The following is a 14,892-nucleotide window of genomic DNA, read 5'->3' as shown; positions in this document are numbered from 1 at the left end:
CCCTGAGGACTGAGACAACCTTGAGCGGATTTGTCACCAAGCCCGAGCCGGTCCAGGTGCCCGGCCTGGTCCACCTGCACACCGGCAAGGTGCGCGACCTCTACCGCGCCGAGTCGGGCGACCTCGTGATGGTCGCCAGCGACCGCATGTCGGCGCACGACTGGGTCCTGCCCAACGAGATCCCCGACAAGGGCCGCATCCTCACCCAGCTCTCGCTGTGGTGGTTCGAGCGGATCGCCGACATCGTGCCCAACCACGTGATCTCCACCGAGGTCCCGGCGGGCGCCCCCGCCGACTGGAAGGGCCGCACGCTGGTCTGCCGCAGCCTGGAGATGATCCCGGTCGAGTGCGTGGCCCGCGGCTACCTGGCCGGCTCCGGCCTGACGGAGTACGAGGCGGACCGCACGGTCTGCGGCATCGCGCTGCCCGAGGGCCTGGTGAACAGCTCCGAGCTGCCCGCCCCGATCTACACCCCCGCCCTCAAGGCCGACGTCGGCGAGCACGACGAGAACGTCTCCTACGAGGAGACCGCCCGCCGGATCGGCGCGGAACTCGCCTCCCAGCTGCGCCGCACCACCCTGGACGTCTACGCCCGGGCCCGGGACATCGCCCGGTCGCGCGGCATCATCCTGGCGGACACCAAGTTCGAGTTCGGCCTGGCCGACGGCGAGCTGGTGATCGGCGACGAGGTGCTCACCCCGGACTCCTCCCGCTTCTGGCCCGCCGACGACTGGCAGCCCGGCCGCTCGCAGCCGTCCTTCGACAAGCAGCTCATCCGCGACTGGCTGGTCTCGCCGGCCTCCGGCTGGGACCGCGCCAGCGAGCTGCCGCCGCCGGAGCTCCCGGCCGAGGTCGTCGAGCAGACCAGGGCCAAGTACATCGAGGTCTACGAGCGGCTGACCAGTACCTCCTGGGCCTAGGGGTACCTGTCTGTCCGCGCGGGCACGGCCGGGTCCTCAGATCCAGCCGTGCTCGCGCGCGATCCGCACCGCCGCGTGGCGGTTCTCGGCACCCAGCTTGCCGGCGGCCGAGGAGAGGTAGTTGCGGACGGTGCCCTGGGAGAGCGCCGCGCGCTCGGCGATCCCGGCGATCGAGGTGCCGTCGGCGGCCAGTTCGAGGACGTCCGTCTCGCGCGGGGTCAGCGGGGTCTCGCCCGCGCTGATCGCGTCCGCCGCCAGCTCCGGGTCCACGTAGCGGCCGCCCGCGCGCACCGTGCGGATGATTCCGGCGAGGTCCGCCGCCGAGACGGTCTTCGGCAGGAAGCCGCGCACGCCGACCTCCAGCGCCCGCTTCAGGTAGCCGGGTCGGCCGTGCCCGGTGACGATCATGGAGCGGCAGTCCGGCAGCAGCCGGCGCAGTTCGGTGGCCACCTCGATACCGTCCAGCCCGGGCATCTGGAGGTCCAGCACCGCGATGTCCGGGCGGTGCGCCTGCGCCATCGCCACCGCCTCCGGGCCGGAGGCGGCCTGGGCGACCACGGTGATGTCGTCCTCCAGGGAGAGCAGCGCGGCCAGCGCCCCCCGGATCAGGTGCTCGTCGTCCGCGAGCAGCACGCGCACGGGGTCGGTCTCGGTCATCGGGGCCTTCTTCCGGACGGGAGCGGTGCGGTGGCGGACGGGGGCCGGAGCGGGACGCTGGCGAGCACCCGGAACCGGCCCGGCCCGGCCTCCGGGAGGGTCAGCTCGCCGTCGTGGGCGGCGAGGCGCTCGCGCAGCCCGTGCAGGCCCGTCCCGCTGCCCTGGGACGGGATCGGCACGGCCGGCACCCCGTCATTCTCCAGCTCCAGCACCACCCGGCCGTCCTCGCGGCGCAGCCGGATCGAGCAGTGCGCGGCCTCGCTGTGGCGCAGCGTGTTGGTGGTGGCCTCGCGGATCACCCAGCCGAGCACCGACTGCACCGGCAGCGGCAGTTCGTGCGGCTCCTCGCCCAGGTCGATCTCGCAGGCCACGTCGGCGGCGCGCAGCACGGCGCGGGCGCCGATCGCCTCGGCGTGCAGGTCCGCCGTGCGGTAGCCGCGGACGACGTCGCGGACCTCGCGCTGGGACTCCTGGGCGATCCGCTGCACCTCGGCCATCTGGTCGGCGGCCTCCGGCCGGCCGCGGCGGGCCAGTTGGGCGGCGAGTTCGCTCTTCAGCGCGATGGTGGTGAGGTTGCGGCCCATCACGTCGTGCAGGTCCCGGGAGAACCGCAGCCGCTCCTCGGCCACCGCCAGCCTGGACTGGGCCTCGCGGGCGGCGTCCAGCTCCCAGACCACGGACTGCAGCCAGGCGAAGCTGCGGCAGCTGGACCCGATGAAGGTGAGCGCGATCAGGTTGCCGACCAGCAGACCGGCCGTGGTCGCGCCGTCGAGCCCGGCGAGCAGGGCCGCGGGGGCGACCAGGAGCTGGGCCGTCACCCCGGTGAGGCAGGCCCGGCGCACCGGCAGGCCGACGCTCACCGGGCAGAAGGCGGCGGCCAGCAGGAGGGAGACGACCACGACGGTGAACGGCGGTGCGCCCGGGCTGTCCGGTCCGCCGTCGGCCGGGCCGAGCAGCAGGACCGCCCAGGAGCCGGCGATCGTCACGACGCCGAGGGTGAGGAGCCGGCGCAGGTGGTCGGTCGGCCGGTTCAGGTAGTGGTCGAGCGAGGCGCGCAGGGCCCGCAGGGTCAGCAGGGTGGTGGCCAGGCCGACGACCACGCAGACCTGGGCGCTGCCGCGGGTGTCCTCCCGGCCGGTGGGGGCGGCGATGGCCAGCACGATCATCGGGAGCAGGATCAGCGGGATGAAGTAGAGCGACCAGCGGAGGTACAGCTCGGTGCGCTGGGGTTTGCTGGACCCCTTCCAGCGCCGTCTCGGCGTCAGGACGCTCATCTCTCCCGCTCCCCCTTCGATCATGATCGTGCTGTGCCCTTCCTATCAGGTGGGGAGCGGGTGCCGGGGCGGGCCGGCTCCGGTCAGCGGCGGGGCTCCCAGCGGAACCAGCGGACGGCGCCCCAGGCGGCCAGGGCGAGCCAGACCACGCCGGTGACCAGGTGCGGGGCGGCGGGGGCCCAGGTGCCGGCGAAGCCGGTGGCGGCGGCGGAGCCGTCGGTGCCGAACCAGCCGAGGCGGACCAGCTGGAAGGCCGGGGTGGTCGGCAGCAGCCGGCAGACGTCGGCCATCCGGTCGGGCATGACCTCCAGCGGGATGAACAGGCCGGAACCGAACTGGGAGACCAGCAGGACCGGCATGGTGGTGATGCCGGCGCTCTCGACCGTCCTGGTGAAGGCGCTGGAGACGGCGGCCAGCGCCATCAGGGTCCCGATCACCAGGACCAGCCCGGCGGCCATCAGCAGCGGGTTGACCGGCGCGCTGAGGTCCAGGGCGACGCCGCCGCCGACGGCGACCACGAGGCACATCAGCAGGGCCAGGGCGACCGAGGGCACCGCGGTGCCGGCCAGGATCTCGACGTCCCGCGCCTCGCCGGTGCGCAGCCGCTTGAGCACCAGCTCGCCGCGGCGGGCCACGTAGGCGCCGGTCAGGTTGTAGTAGACGACGAAGGCGAGCACCATCCCGATCGCCCCGTTGACCAGCAGCGAGTCGACGTCGAGGCCGGGGTGGGTCTCGGCCTGCTGTTCGAGCACGCCCCGCAGGGCGCCGATGAGCATCAGCGGCAGCAGCAGGGCCGTGAACATCGCGGTCCGGTTGCGCAGCAGCAGGGTGGCCTCGGCCCGGCCGAGGGCGAGCAGCCGGCGGACGGCGGTGGTCCGCGGGCCGGTGGCGGGACGGGCGGTGGCGGTGGTCATCGGGAGAGTCCCATCAGGCGGCGGAGGGTGGTGGGGGCGGCCGGGGCGTCGGCCGGGGGCTGGTGCGCGGCCTCGGAGGCGATGGCGAGGAAGGCCTCCTCCAGCGAGGCGCTGCGGGCGTCGAGGGCGCCGAGCGCGATGCCGTGCCGGGCGGCCCAGCCGAGCAGGTCGGTGAGGGTGGCCTGGAGCTGCCCGGTCTGCACGGTGATCCGGCGGCCGTCCGCGACCAGGGTGGCCCCGGTCAGCGGCGGGAGCGAGGCTCCGGTGAACTCCGGGAGCTCGAAGGAGATCCGGGCGGGCCGGCCGGCGATGACCTCGGCGACGGTGCCGGTGGTGACGATCCGGCCGCGGTGCATGATCGCCAGGCGGTCGGCCAGCTCCTCGGCCTCCTCCAGGTAGTGCGTGGTGAGCAGCACGGTGGTGCCCTGGGCGCGCAGGTCGCGGACCAGCCGCCAGACGGCGGCCCGGGCCTCGGGATCGAGGCCGGTGCTCGGCTCGTCCAGGAAGAGCACCTCGGGCCGGCCGAGCAGGGCCATCGCGAGGTCGAGCCGGCGCCGCTCGCCGCCGGAGAGCTGCTTGACCCGCACGCCCCGGCGGTCGGCGAGGCCGACCAGCTCCAGCGCCTCCTCCAGCGGGCGGGCGCCGCTGGTCATCCCGGCCCAGCTGCGGCCGGTCTCGGCGACGGTGAGGTCGCCGGGGAAGCCGCCCTCCTGGAGCATGATGCCGATCCGGGGGCGGAGCGCGGCGCGCTCGCGGTAGGGGTCGTGGCCGAGCACCCGGACCGCACCGGCGGTGGGGGCGGCCAGGCCCTCGATCAGCTCCATGGCGGAGGTCTTGCCGGCCCCGTTGGTACCGAGCAGCGCGAAGAGCTCACCGCGGCCGACGGTCAGGTCGACCCCGCGCACCGCGTGGAAGCCGGTGGCGCCGGAGCCGTAGTGGCGGTGGAGGTCGGTGACCTCGATCACAGGGTCGCTCGCGGTGTGCGGCTGGCTCGTTTCCATGGCTCAAGCCTTCCGCCGCCGGGGCGCCCCGGGCAGTGCGGGCTCTCATGAGAAGGCGGTGCGGATCCACGGGTCGGCGGTGACAAATGTCATCGGCGCTCCGGCGGCGGGGCGGGCCGGGAATGCGGGGACGGCTGTTCGGGCGGGGCCCGGCACAACTGCGGGGAATGCCGAAGGGCCCCCTCGATCGAGGGGGCCCTTCGTACTGGAGCGGACGACGAGATTCGAACTCGCGACCCTCACCTTGGCAAGGTGATGCTCTACCAACTGAGCCACGTCCGCAGGTCAAGATATTGAGTTGTGCTGTGCTCGCGCACTGCGAGCGGACGACGAGATTCGAACTCGCGACCCTCACCTTGGCAAGGTGATGCTCTACCAACTGAGCCACGTCCGCACGGTGCCTGGTGGGGCACCGGCCGCCTCTTCGGATCTCTCCGTTGCGGCGACGAGGAATACTCTACCCCATCGGTCGGGGTGGTCGCCCCACCCTTTCGGGGCAGGTGGGACGACCGGGTCCGGCGGGGTCAGTTCGCCTCGGCGAACGCCTCGTACACGTGCTTGGGGATGCGCCCCCGGGCGGGCAGCTCCATGCCGCGCGACTGGGCCCAGGCGCGCACGGCGGCCGGGTCCGGGGTGAGCGCGGTGCGGCGGAAGGACTTACCGGTACGGCTCTGGCGGCGGCCGGCCGCGACGAACGGAGCGAGGGCCTCCCGCAGCTTTTCCGCGTTGTCCAGGGACAGGTCGATCTCGTACGACTTCCCGTCGACGCCGAAGTGGACGGTTTCCGCGGCTGCGCCGCCGTCCAGGTCGTCGGAGAGCGTGACGACTACACGCTGAGCCATGGGTGTCAATCCTCTCGGGCAATTCGGCCGAAGGGCGCGGGGTGCGCTCCCGTGGCCTGATGTGCACCACTCGCGCAAGCGCATACGGGCAGGCCCGATGGCGTGCCGGATACGCAGCACTTGCCGCGACAGGTGGCCCTATTCTGCACCCGAAGCGGGTCGAAATCGAAGAGTCCGGCTTTCTTTTCCGTATATTCACGTGTCTTCGGCGGGTGCCGGATACCCGCTGCACTCGGCTGGCCGATCTGTCCGGAGTGCCGGTATTCGGGTGCTCTTCGGCCGTTCTCGCTCGGGCCGTCGAATCCGGTGAAAAGGGGTGCCCGCCGGGGGCTGTCGGGGAGTCGGAGCCCTTGTGGCGTAAGGGGCGTGGGTCTACGCGCGTCACCCTCCCCGGCCAGCAAAGTCGCCCGAAACCCCCGGTAGTCTGGAGTTCCCCCGCCTTCACGAAGACACCACCGGGAGTGCCAGTGGCACGCGTCGTAGTCGACGTCATGCTCAAGCCGGAGATCCTCGACCCCCAGGGACAGGCGGTGCAACGCGCACTGCCCCGTCTCGGATTCGCCGGGATCGCCGACGTCCGCCAGGGCAAGCGCTTCGAGCTGGAGCTGGAGGGCCCGGTCGACGACGCCGCGCTCGCCCGTATCCGCGAAGCAGCCGAGACCTTTCTCGCCAACACCGTGATCGAGGACTTCACCGTCCGCGTCGAGGAGGAGGGCAAGTGACCACCCGAGTCGGCGTCGTCACTTTCCCTGGTTCCCTCGACGACCGCGACGCCCAGCGCGCGGTCCGCCTGGCCGGCGCGGAGCCGGTCGCCCTCTGGCACCGTGACAAGGATCTCCACCAGGTCGACGCCGTCGTCCTGCCCGGCGGATTCAGTTACGGCGACTATCTGCGCTGCGGCGCCATCTCCCGCTTCTCGCCGGTGATGGACACCATCATCGAGCAGGCGAAGCTGGGAATGCCGGTTCTCGGTATCTGCAACGGCTTCCAGGTGCTGTGCGAATCGCACCTGCTGCCCGGCGCGCTCACCCGCAACGACTCGCTGCACTTCGTCTGCCGCGACCAGAAGCTGCGGATCGAGAACGCCGGCACCGCCTGGACCCGGGATTACTCGGCCGGCCAGGAAATCGTCGTCCCGCTGAAGAACGGCGAGGGCCGGTTCGTCGCCGACGAGCACGTCCTGGACGCGCTGGAGGCCGAGGGCCGGGTGGTCGCCCGCTACGTCGACGTCAACCCGAACGGTTCGTACCGCGACATCGCCGGCATCACCAACGCCGCCGGCAATGTCGTCGGTCTGATGCCGCACCCGGAGCACGCCGTGGAGCCGCTCACCGGTCCGAGCACCGAGGGCCTGGGCTTCTTCACTTCCGTCCTGAAGCAGCTGGTGAACGCCTGATGAGCCTCGACACCGTCAAGAACGCCGAGCAGACCCCGGACTCCGCCCAGCCGTGGTCCGAACTCGGCCTCAAGGAGGACGAGTACGCCCGCATCCGCGAGATCCTCGGCCGCCGCCCGACCGGCGCCGAGCTCGCGATGTACTCGGTCATGTGGTCGGAGCACTGCTCCTACAAGAGCTCCAAGGTGCACCTGAAGCAGTTCGGCGAGAAGGTTCCGCCGAACGACGCGATGCTCGTCGGCATCGGCGAGAACGCCGGTGTGGTCGACGTCGGCCAGGGCTACGCGGTCACCTTCAAGGTCGAGTCGCACAACCACCCCTCGTACATCGAGCCGTACCAGGGCGCGGCCACCGGCATCGGCGGCATCGTGCGCGACATCCTCGCGATGGGCGCCCGCCCGGTCGCCGTGATGGACCCGCTGCGGTTCGGCGCCGCCGACCACCCGGACACCCGGCGCGTGCTGCCCGGGATCGTCGCGGGCATCGGCGGCTACGGCAACTGCCTGGGCCTGCCCAACATCGGCGGCGAGGTCGTCTTCGACTCCTGCTACCAGGGCAACCCGCTGGTCAACGCGCTCTGCGTGGGCGTGATGAAGCACGAGGACATCCACCTCGCGCAGGCCTCCGGCGCCGGCAACAAGGTCATCCTGTACGGAGCCCGCACCGGTGGCGACGGCATCGGCGGTGTCTCGGTGCTCGCCTCGGAGACCTTCGACGCGACCGGGCCCGCCAAGCGCCCGGCCGTCCAGGTCGGCGACCCGTTCCAGGAGAAGCTCCTCATCGAGTGCACCCTGGAGATCTTCTCCGAGAAGCTCGTCAAGGGCATCCAGGACCTCGGCGGCGCCGGTCTCTCCTGCGCCACCTCCGAGCTGGCCTCGGCCGGTTCGGGCGGCATGCGGATCGAGCTCGACACCGTGCCGCTGCGCGACAAGACGCTCTCGCCGGAGGAGATCCTCATGAGCGAGTCGCAGGAGCGCATGTGCGCCATCGTCGAGCCCGGCAAGGTCGACCGCTTCCTGGAGATCTGCGAGAAGTGGGACGTCATCGCCACCGTCATCGGTGAGGTGACGGAGGGCGAGCGGCTGGAGATCTTCTGGCACGGCGAGTTGGTGGTCGACGTGCCGCCGCGCACCGTCGCCCACGAGGGCCCGACCTACCAGCGCCCGTACGCCCGCCCGAGCTGGCAGGACGCGCTGCAGGCCGACGCCCCGAGTGCCGAGCGGCTCGCCCGCCCGACCACCGGCGAGGGCCTGAAGGCCGACCTGCTCAAGGTCGCCGGCAGCCCGAACCAGGCCTCCAAGTCCTGGATCACCGACCAGTACGACCGCTACGTGCTCGGCAACACCGTCCTCTCGGTGCCCGAGGACTCCGGCATGATCCGGATCGACGAGGAGACCAACCTCGGCGTCTCGGTCGCCACCGACGGCAACGGCCGCTACACCAAGCTGGACCCGTACACCGGCGCCCAGCTGGCCCTCGCCGAGGCGTACCGCAACGTCGCCGCCGGCGGTGCCAAGCCGCTCGCGATCTCCGACTGCCTCAACTTCGGCTCCCCCGAGGACCCGGACGTGATGTGGCAGTTCGCCGAGGCCACCCGCGGCCTGGCCGACGCCTGCCTGGCGCTCGGCACCCCGGTCACCGGCGGCAACGTCTCGCTGTACAACCAGACCGGCGAGACCGCCATCCACCCGACCCCCGTGGTCGCGGTGCTCGGCGTGATCGACGACGTCACCCGCCGCACCCCGATCGGCTTCGCCGAGGAGGGCCAGCTGCTCTACCTGCTCGGTGACACCGAGGACGAGCTGGGTGGCTCGGCCTGGACGCAGGTGGTCCACGACCACCTCGGCGGCCTGCCGCCCAAGGTCGACCTGGACCGCGAGAAGCTGCTCGGCGACATCCTGATCGCCGCCTCGCGCGACGGCATGATCGACGCCGCGCACGACCTCTCCGACGGCGGCCTGGGCCAGGCCCTCGTGGAGAGCTGCCTCAAGGGCGGCCACGGCGCCCGGATCATCGTGCCCGAGGGCCAGGACCCGTTCGTGTTCCTGTTCTCCGAGTCGGCCGGCCGCGCGGTCGTCGCGGTGCCGCGCAGCGAGGAGCTCCGGTTCAACGACATGTGCACCGCGCGTGGCCTGCCGGCCACCCGGATCGGTGTGGTCGACGGTGATGTCCTGGACGTCCAGGGCCAGTTCACCGTCTCGCTGGCCGAGCTGAAGGACGCCCACACCGGCGTCATCGAGGCCCTGCTCGCCTGATCCGCGTGCTTCGAGGGGCGGACGGTTCCACGGAACCGTCCGCCCCTCGGCGTATGTTGGGGCGCATGCCCGCCAAGTCCCGTACGTACCAGCCCGCCAAGGTCCAGGCCGCGCTGGTGGAGCAGACCACAGCGCTGCGCGACACCGTCCGGGCGCTCTGCGCCCGCCCGGACGCCGCCGACCTGCTCGCCCGGCCCACCCGGCTGGGCACGTGGACGGTGCGCGAGCTGATCGCCCACCTCGGCGTCCAGGTCGACTGGGTGCCCGCGCACCTGGACGACCCGCTGGAGGGCCGGCCGCCGCTGGACCTGCCGCGGTGGGTGCGGCGGGTCGGCACGCTCGCCCCGCTGCTGGACGAGCAGGCCAGGACGCGGGCGGCGGGGGAGTACGGCGGCGACCCGGCCTCGGTGGCGGAGGCCTTCGGGCGGGCGGCCGACGGGCTGATCGCCGTCCTGGCGGACGCCGGCACGGCCGACCCGGGCCGGCGGTTCGAGATCCGGCTGGGCTCGATGACACTCACCGACATGCTGGTGACCAGGCTGGTGGAGACGGTGGTGCACGCCGACGACCTGGCCGACGCGGTGGGCACGGCGGCCTTCCCGCACGCCCGGCAGGCGCTGGCCGCCGTCACCCGGCTGCTGGCCGACGCCCTCGCCGACCAGGCGCCCGGCGGCGCGGTCGAGCTGCGGATCCCGCCGTACGCCGTGGTGCAGGCCGTCGAGGGCCCCCGGCACACCCGGGGCACCCCGCCGAACGTGGTCGAGACCGACCCGCTGACCTGGATCCGGCTCGCCACCGGCCGGACGGACTGGGACGCCGCGGTGGAGGCCGGCGCGCTCTCGGCCAGCGGTGAGCGCAGCGACCTGCGGGCCCAGCTGCCGGTCCTCGGGTAGGACGCCAAGGACCGGTCGGGCGGGCCCTACGGGCGCAGCTGGGCGGCGAGCCGCTCGGTGGCCTTGCGGAGCGCCTCCCCGGTCAGGGCCTGCTCCGGCCCGGCGTCCGAGGAGCTCTGGGAGAGGGTGAGCGCGATGTCGCCCTTGCCGTTGGCCGCGACCCGGGCGACGCCCACCGACTCCGCGCCCGGAGTCAGCTTGGTCTGGCCGGCCGTCGGCTGCGCTTCGGCGAACCGGGTCAGCTGGTCGACGCCGATGCCCCCGGCCTTCTGGATGTACGGCAGCATCATGTTGATCGCGACCCCGTTCTCCGGGACGGCCAGCAGGTCGATCTGGACCGGGGCCGAGCCGACCGTGTAGGCGCAGGTCACCCAGGCGGTCGGGGGAGTGGCCGGGACCGAGGCCATCGAGGGCGGCGCGGAGAAGCCGGAGGGCCAGGGCTCGGCCGGCCTGCCGTTGCCGAGGTCGGCGGTGACCGCCGGCTCGCCCTTGGACCCGGGGGCCACCGGGCGGTCGATCCCGGCCTCCTTCAGCGCCGCCGGGAGGTCCAGACCGAACGGGCACGGGCCGGTCCCGGCGAGCCCCTGGGCGGTCGACCGGACGTGGTCGTAGGAGAGGCTGCCGGTGCCGGTGACGCCTCCGGAGGAGGAACAGGCGGCCGTGCCGAGGAGGATCCCGGCGGTGCCGGCCACGGTGAGGAGGCGGCGGCGCCCTGCTGCGGTGCGGTCTGCGGTCATGCGATCAGCCTAGAACGGCCTTGTACCGGTGGGTCGGTGAACGGGTATCGGATCCGTTCCGATGCGGTCGGGCTCCGGTCGGGCTCCGTCGCGCGCGCTCTCCGGGCGCTCGGCCTGCCGCTCAGGACCTGCGGTTCAGAGCACCGACGGGCCGCTGAGGTAGCTGCCGTCGGCCGAGTACGGCCAGGCGTTGGGTTCGCAGCCCTTGAGGCCGTAGATCTGCTGCATCATCGCGGGCGCCGGCTTGCCCTTGCCCGGGCAGGTCTCGTGCCCGTGGCCGATCCGGTGGCCGACCTCGTGGTTGACGATCAGTGCCCGGTACTCGTCGATCGGTCCGCTGAACTGGGGTGAACCGGTGTTCCAGCGCTTGACGTTGACCAGCACCTGGTTGCCGACGTTGCAGTTCACCTCGCCGTGGGTGTCCAGTCCGGCAGCCCCGCAGATCCGGTCCACGGCGGCCGGCGACGCGATCTTCACGGTGAAGTCGTAGGCACCGCTCGACACCAGCTGGAAGCCGTTCCTGCGGTCGTTGGTCCAGCCCCGGGGGTCGGCGAGGATGCTCTGGACCTGGGCGGCGGCCGCGGCCGGGTCGATCCCGATGCCGTCCTCGACCTCGACCCGGTAGCGGCGGACGGTGCCCTTGCCGACCGCCGCGGCCGCGCCCGGGGCGACGGTGAAGGTGCCCGCGCCCTGGGCCGGGCCCGGGTCCGGGGTGCCCGGCGAGGCCGGTCCGGGCGTCGGACCGGGAGCCGGTGGCGGGGTCGGGGTCAGTGTCGGGGTGGGCGCCGGGGCAGCGGGCGCGGCGGCGGGCGGGGCGCTCGCCTCGGGCGGGGCGATCCGGCCCTGCGCGGTCGGCCCGGTGGTCGGTCGCGGGTCGGGGCGGTCGAGCATGAGCAGTGCCCCGCCGAGGACGGCCAGCGCCGCCACCAGCGCGGTGATCATGCCGGGGCGGATCCGGCGGCGCCTGCGCCGGGCACCGGTGGCGCGGGGGCGGGGGCGGCCGGTGCGGGAGCCGCCGGTGCGTTCGCCGGCCGCGCCGGAGCTGCGCGCGCGGGAGCGGCGTCGGTCGGGTCTGGCTGCGGGCACGTCTGGGCTTCCTGTCGGACCTGTGGGGTCGCCAAAGCCGTTCGAACCTCTGTGCGCCCCCCTCGCACGGACCACCCTGACACGGAGACCCGACGGCTGTCCACGCACCGGATACGCGTCCCGGCATGCGGCCGCCCCCGTACGGGCCGGAGGGCGCGTACGGGGGCGGGCGGTCCGGGCGGGTCGGCCCGGGGCGCTACCTGCGGACGGGCGGGTCAGCCCAGCGTGGCGGCGGCGGTCGGCGAGCTGTCCCGGAGGAACTGGGCGCAGCGCTCGGCCTCCTCCTTCTCGTCGATGGCGGCGGCGGCCCGGCCGAGGCCGTGCAGCGCCCGCAGGAAGCCGCGGTTCGGCTCGTGCTCCCACGGCACCGGGCCGTGGCCCTTCCAGCCCGCCCGGCGCAGCGAGTCCAGCCCGCGGTGGTAGCCGGTGCGGGCGTACGCGTAGGACTCGACGGTGCGGCCGGCGGCGAAGGCGTCGTCGGCGAGCTGAGCCCAGGCCAGCGAGGAGGTCGGGTACTTCGCCGCGACCTCGGCCGGGGAGGCGCCGCCGGCCAGCAGCTCCAGTGGAGCGGGCTCGGCGGGGAGGTGCGTCGGGGGCGGACCCCCGAGGAGGTTCTGGTGAATGCTCATGGCCCCCAGTGAACCACTGGGGGCCATGAGCCGGGGACCGGCCCGGGGAAAGCGCCGGGACTCCGGTGGTGCCTCGCGTCGGGCGGGTGCCCTGCTTCGGGCGGGTGCCTTACTTCAGGCGGGTGCCGGCCGAGCGCAGCTGCTGGGCGGCCTCCAGCACGCGGGCGGCCATGCCGGCCTCGGCCAGCTTGCCCCAGGTGCGCGGGTCGTAGGTGTTCTTCTTGCCGACCTCGCCGTCGACCTTCAGCACACCGTCGTAGTTGCGGAACATGTGGTCCACGACCGGGCGGGTGAAGGCGTACTGGGTGTCGGTGTCCAGGTTCATCTTCACGACGCCGTTCTCCAGCGCGGTGGCGATCTCCTCGGCGGTGGAGCCCGAGCCGCCGTGGAAGACGAAGTCGAACGGGTCGGTCTTGCCGTACTGCTTGCCGATCGCGTCCTGCAGCTCGCGCAGCAGCTCCGGCTTCAGGACGACGTTGCCCGGCTTGTAGACGCCGTGCACGTTGCCGAACGAGGCGGCCAGCAGGTAGCGGCCCTTCTCGCCCAGGCCCAGCGCCTCGGCGGTGCGGACCGCGTCGTTGACGGTGGTGTACAGCTCGTCGTTGATCTCGTGCGTGACACCGTCCTCCTCGCCGCCGGTCGGGGTGATCTCGACCTCAAGGATGATCTTGGCGGCGACGGCCTGGGCCAGCAACTCCTCGGCGATGGACAGGTTGTCGTTCAGGGTCTCGGCGGAGCCGTCCCACATGTGCGACTGGAACAGCGGGTTGAGGCCCTTGGCCACGCGCTCGGCGGAGATCGCCAGCAGCGGGCGGACGTAGCCGTCCAGCTTGTCCTTGGGGCAGTGGTCGGTGTGCAGCGCGACGGTGATGTCGTACTTGGCGGCGACCACGTGCGCGAACTCGGCGAGCGCGACGGCGCCGGTCACCATGTCCTTGTTGTGCTGACCCCCCAGGAACTCCGCACCACCGGTCGAGATCTGGATGATGCCGTCGCTCTCGGCCTCGGCGAAGCCGCGCAGCGCGGCGTGCAGGGTCTGGGACGAGGTGACGTTGATGGCCGGGTAGGCGAACTTGCCCGCCTTGGCCCGGTCGAGCATCTCGTTGTAGACCTCGGGAGTTGCGATGGGCATGCGAATCCGCTCCTGTCGGGTTGCGGCGTACGGACGGTGCTGTCCGACGCTGTGTACGCCTGTTACGACTCCGGGGTACCGGGGCCGACGCGCGGCTCTGCGGGGCGGCCACCAGTACCAAGGTTCGAGGCGGCCACCGCGGTACGACAATGAGGGTGTTGCGACCGCGGTCCGGACGCCGGAGCCATCTTCCCATCCCGGGCCCCGGCGCCACCATGTGGCCCGCCTGTCGGGACGGCCGCGCACGTGCGACGAAGGGATGACCACCGTCTCGCCCCCCGGGCGGAAGCCCGCGTCAAGACGGGCCCGCTATCCTGCGCCCGTGGACTACAACCAGCTGGCCGTCAACTTGCTCGACGCCAAATCACTGATCTCGTCCCTCGGTGCCATCGGGCTGATCGCGATCATCTTCGCCGAGACCGGCCTGCTGGTCGGGTTCTTCTTCCCGGGCGACTCACTGCTGATCATCGCCGGGGTCGCCTCCTCGAACGCCGCGTCGTCGGTGCTCGGGGAGGGCACGAAGCTGCCGATCGCGGCCCTGCTGATCGGGGCCCCACTGGCCGCCGTCGCGGGTGCCCAGCTCGGGCACCTGATCGGGGTGAAGGTCGGACCTAAGATGTTCGACAAGCCGGAGTCGAAGATCTTCCGGCGCGAGTACGTGCTGAAGGCGGAGGAGTACTTCAACAAGTTCGGGCCCGGCAAGGCCGTGGTGCTGGCCCGCTTCATGCCGATCGTCCGGACCTTCCTGAACCCGGTCGCGGGCACCCTGGAGATGCCGGCCCGGACGTTCTTCCTCTGGAACGTGATCGGCGGCGTGCTGTGGACCGAGTCCATGCTGCTGATCGGCTACTTCTTCGGTGACGCGCTCGCCCCGGTGATCGACAAGTACCTGATCCCCGCGGTGCTGCTGATCGTGCTGCTCTCGGTGTCGCCGATCCTCGTCGAGGTGGTGCGCGAGCGCCGGAAGAAGAAGGCCGGCGGTGCCGAGGCCGCCGACGCCGAGACCGCCCAGGCGGGTGCCGGGCGCCACCGCCGCGGCTGAGCGTCCCACGACGAACGGCCGGGGCCGGGTCCTGTTTCACGTGAAACAGGACCTGCCAGGCGCGCAGCAGGGTCTCCTGCACGATGTCCTCGGCCTTGCCCCGGTCGCCGCTGG

The 14,892-nt window shown here is 72.6% G+C and carries 15 protein-coding genes and 2 tRNA genes; 6 read left to right on the top strand and 11 right to left on the bottom strand.

Features of this window, described 5'->3' with window-relative positions; all coding sequences use genetic code 11:
* Positions 1-20 precede the first annotated feature (20 nt).
* Entirely contained in the window at positions 21-920 is a 900-nt protein-coding gene (locus ABZ497_RS27205) for a phosphoribosylaminoimidazolesuccinocarboxamide synthase (RefSeq protein ID WP_329488742.1), read from the top strand.
* A 36-nt stretch (positions 921-956) separates the two neighbouring features.
* Here the strand turns inward: ABZ497_RS27205 and ABZ497_RS27200 are convergent, their stop codons facing one another.
* The 7 genes from ABZ497_RS27200 to ABZ497_RS27170 form a co-directional block, all read right to left on the bottom strand.
* Positions 957-1,577 (bottom strand): response regulator transcription factor, encoded by a 621-nt coding sequence (locus ABZ497_RS27200; protein WP_329488741.1) that lies wholly within the window; start codon positions 1,575-1,577, stop codon positions 957-959.
* Positions 1,574-2,851 carry a sensor histidine kinase gene (locus tag ABZ497_RS27195; RefSeq protein WP_359808955.1) on the bottom strand — a complete coding sequence of 426 codons (1,278 nt, stop codon included), beginning with the start codon at positions 2,849-2,851 and terminating at the stop codon, positions 1,574-1,576. The genes ABZ497_RS27200 and ABZ497_RS27195 overlap by 4 nt, the downstream gene beginning before the upstream one ends.
* 83 nt (positions 2,852-2,934) lie before the next feature.
* Positions 2,935-3,765 carry an ABC transporter permease gene (locus tag ABZ497_RS27190; RefSeq protein ID WP_359808954.1) on the bottom strand — a complete coding sequence of 277 codons (831 nt, stop codon included), beginning with the start codon at positions 3,763-3,765 and terminating at the stop codon, positions 2,935-2,937.
* Complete coding sequence (locus ABZ497_RS27185; protein WP_359808953.1) at positions 3,762-4,766, bottom strand: ABC transporter ATP-binding protein; 1,005 nt, start codon at positions 4,764-4,766, stop codon at positions 3,762-3,764. The genes ABZ497_RS27190 and ABZ497_RS27185 overlap by 4 nt, the downstream gene beginning before the upstream one ends.
* 206 nt (positions 4,767-4,972) lie before the next feature.
* Positions 4,973-5,048 (bottom strand) — tRNA-Gly (locus tag ABZ497_RS27180).
* A 39-nt stretch (positions 5,049-5,087) separates the two neighbouring features.
* Positions 5,088-5,160 (bottom strand) — tRNA-Gly (locus tag ABZ497_RS27175).
* A 130-nt stretch (positions 5,161-5,290) separates the two neighbouring features.
* Positions 5,291-5,608, bottom strand: coding sequence for an Lsr2 family protein (locus ABZ497_RS27170; protein ID WP_238860361.1), 318 nt, complete (start codon positions 5,606-5,608; stop codon positions 5,291-5,293).
* A gap of 467 nt (positions 5,609-6,075) precedes the next feature.
* Here ABZ497_RS27170 and purS point away from each other — a divergent pair, with 467 nt between their 5' ends.
* From purS to ABZ497_RS27150, 4 genes are all read left to right on the top strand, one after another.
* On the top strand, positions 6,076-6,330 hold the full coding sequence (gene purS, locus ABZ497_RS27165; RefSeq protein ID WP_033250393.1) for a phosphoribosylformylglycinamidine synthase subunit PurS: 255 nt from the start codon (positions 6,076-6,078) through the stop codon (positions 6,328-6,330).
* Positions 6,327-7,004: a phosphoribosylformylglycinamidine synthase subunit PurQ gene (gene purQ, locus ABZ497_RS27160; protein ID WP_329488736.1), complete on the top strand. Its 678-nt coding sequence runs from the start codon at positions 6,327-6,329 to the stop codon at positions 7,002-7,004. Before purS ends, purQ begins: the two co-directional genes overlap by 4 nt.
* Positions 7,004-9,259, top strand: a complete 2,256-nt coding sequence (purL, locus tag ABZ497_RS27155; RefSeq protein WP_329488735.1) for a phosphoribosylformylglycinamidine synthase subunit PurL — start codon at positions 7,004-7,006, stop codon at positions 9,257-9,259. Before purQ ends, purL begins: the two co-directional genes overlap by 1 nt.
* 65 nt (positions 9,260-9,324) lie before the next feature.
* On the top strand, positions 9,325-10,152 hold the full coding sequence (locus ABZ497_RS27150) for a sterol carrier family protein (protein WP_359808950.1): 828 nt from the start codon (positions 9,325-9,327) through the stop codon (positions 10,150-10,152).
* A 26-nt stretch (positions 10,153-10,178) separates the two neighbouring features.
* On the opposite strand, the gene ABZ497_RS27145 is transcribed toward ABZ497_RS27150, so the two are convergent.
* The 4 genes from ABZ497_RS27145 to fbaA all read right to left on the bottom strand — a co-directional run bounded on the left by ABZ497_RS27145 (position 10,179) and on the right by fbaA (position 13,736).
* A complete protein-coding gene (locus ABZ497_RS27145) occupies positions 10,179-10,889 on the bottom strand; it encodes a hypothetical protein (RefSeq protein WP_359808948.1) in 711 nt (236 codons plus the stop codon).
* A 135-nt stretch (positions 10,890-11,024) separates the two neighbouring features.
* Positions 11,025-11,975, bottom strand: coding sequence for a DUF3152 domain-containing protein (locus ABZ497_RS27140; RefSeq protein ID WP_359808947.1), 951 nt, complete (start codon positions 11,973-11,975; stop codon positions 11,025-11,027).
* 215 nt (positions 11,976-12,190) lie between these two features.
* Positions 12,191-12,604 carry a DUF3151 domain-containing protein gene (locus tag ABZ497_RS27135; RefSeq protein WP_352288463.1) on the bottom strand — a complete coding sequence of 138 codons (414 nt, stop codon included), beginning with the start codon at positions 12,602-12,604 and terminating at the stop codon, positions 12,191-12,193.
* A gap of 109 nt (positions 12,605-12,713) precedes the next feature.
* A complete protein-coding gene (gene fbaA, locus ABZ497_RS27130; RefSeq protein ID WP_329488730.1) occupies positions 12,714-13,736 on the bottom strand; it encodes a class II fructose-bisphosphate aldolase in 1,023 nt (340 codons plus the stop codon).
* A gap of 322 nt (positions 13,737-14,058) precedes the next feature.
* On the opposite strand from fbaA, the gene ABZ497_RS27125 reads away from it, so the two are divergent.
* Positions 14,059-14,778 (top strand): VTT domain-containing protein, encoded by a 720-nt coding sequence (locus tag ABZ497_RS27125; RefSeq protein WP_329488729.1) that lies wholly within the window; start codon positions 14,059-14,061, stop codon positions 14,776-14,778.
* Positions 14,779-14,892: the final 114 nt, after the last annotated feature.

Source organism: Kitasatospora sp. NPDC005751 (assembly GCF_040630835.1).
Lineage (GTDB): Bacteria > Actinomycetota > Actinomycetes > Streptomycetales > Streptomycetaceae > Kitasatospora.
This window is presented reverse-complemented; position numbering and strand designations above follow the sequence as displayed.

Bases quoted from the DNA above. Each gene is read 5' to 3' on its own strand.
- ABZ497_RS27200 (WP_329488741.1), bottom strand. From the start codon at position 1,577: ATGACCGAGACCGACCCCGTGCGCGTGCTGCTCGCGGACGACGAGCAC.
- ABZ497_RS27195 (WP_359808955.1), bottom strand. From the start codon at position 2,851: ATGAGCGTCCTGACGCCGAGACGGCGCTGGAAGGGGTCCAGCAAACCC.
- ABZ497_RS27190 (WP_359808954.1), bottom strand. From the start codon at position 3,765: ATGACCACCGCCACCGCCCGTCCCGCCACCGGCCCGCGGACCACCGCC.
- ABZ497_RS27185 (WP_359808953.1), bottom strand. From the start codon at position 4,766: ATGGAAACGAGCCAGCCGCACACCGCGAGCGACCCTGTGATCGAGGTC.
- ABZ497_RS27170 (WP_238860361.1), bottom strand. From the start codon at position 5,608: ATGGCTCAGCGTGTAGTCGTCACGCTCTCCGACGACCTGGACGGCGGC.
- purL (WP_329488735.1), top strand. From the start codon at position 7,004: ATGAGCCTCGACACCGTCAAGAACGCCGAGCAGACCCCGGACTCCGCC.
- ABZ497_RS27150 (WP_359808950.1), top strand. From the start codon at position 9,325: ATGCCCGCCAAGTCCCGTACGTACCAGCCCGCCAAGGTCCAGGCCGCG.
- ABZ497_RS27145 (WP_359808948.1), bottom strand. From the start codon at position 10,889: ATGACCGCAGACCGCACCGCAGCAGGGCGCCGCCGCCTCCTCACCGTG.
- ABZ497_RS27135 (WP_352288463.1), bottom strand. From the start codon at position 12,604: ATGAGCATTCACCAGAACCTCCTCGGGGGTCCGCCCCCGACGCACCTC.
- fbaA (WP_329488730.1), bottom strand. From the start codon at position 13,736: ATGCCCATCGCAACTCCCGAGGTCTACAACGAGATGCTCGACCGGGCC.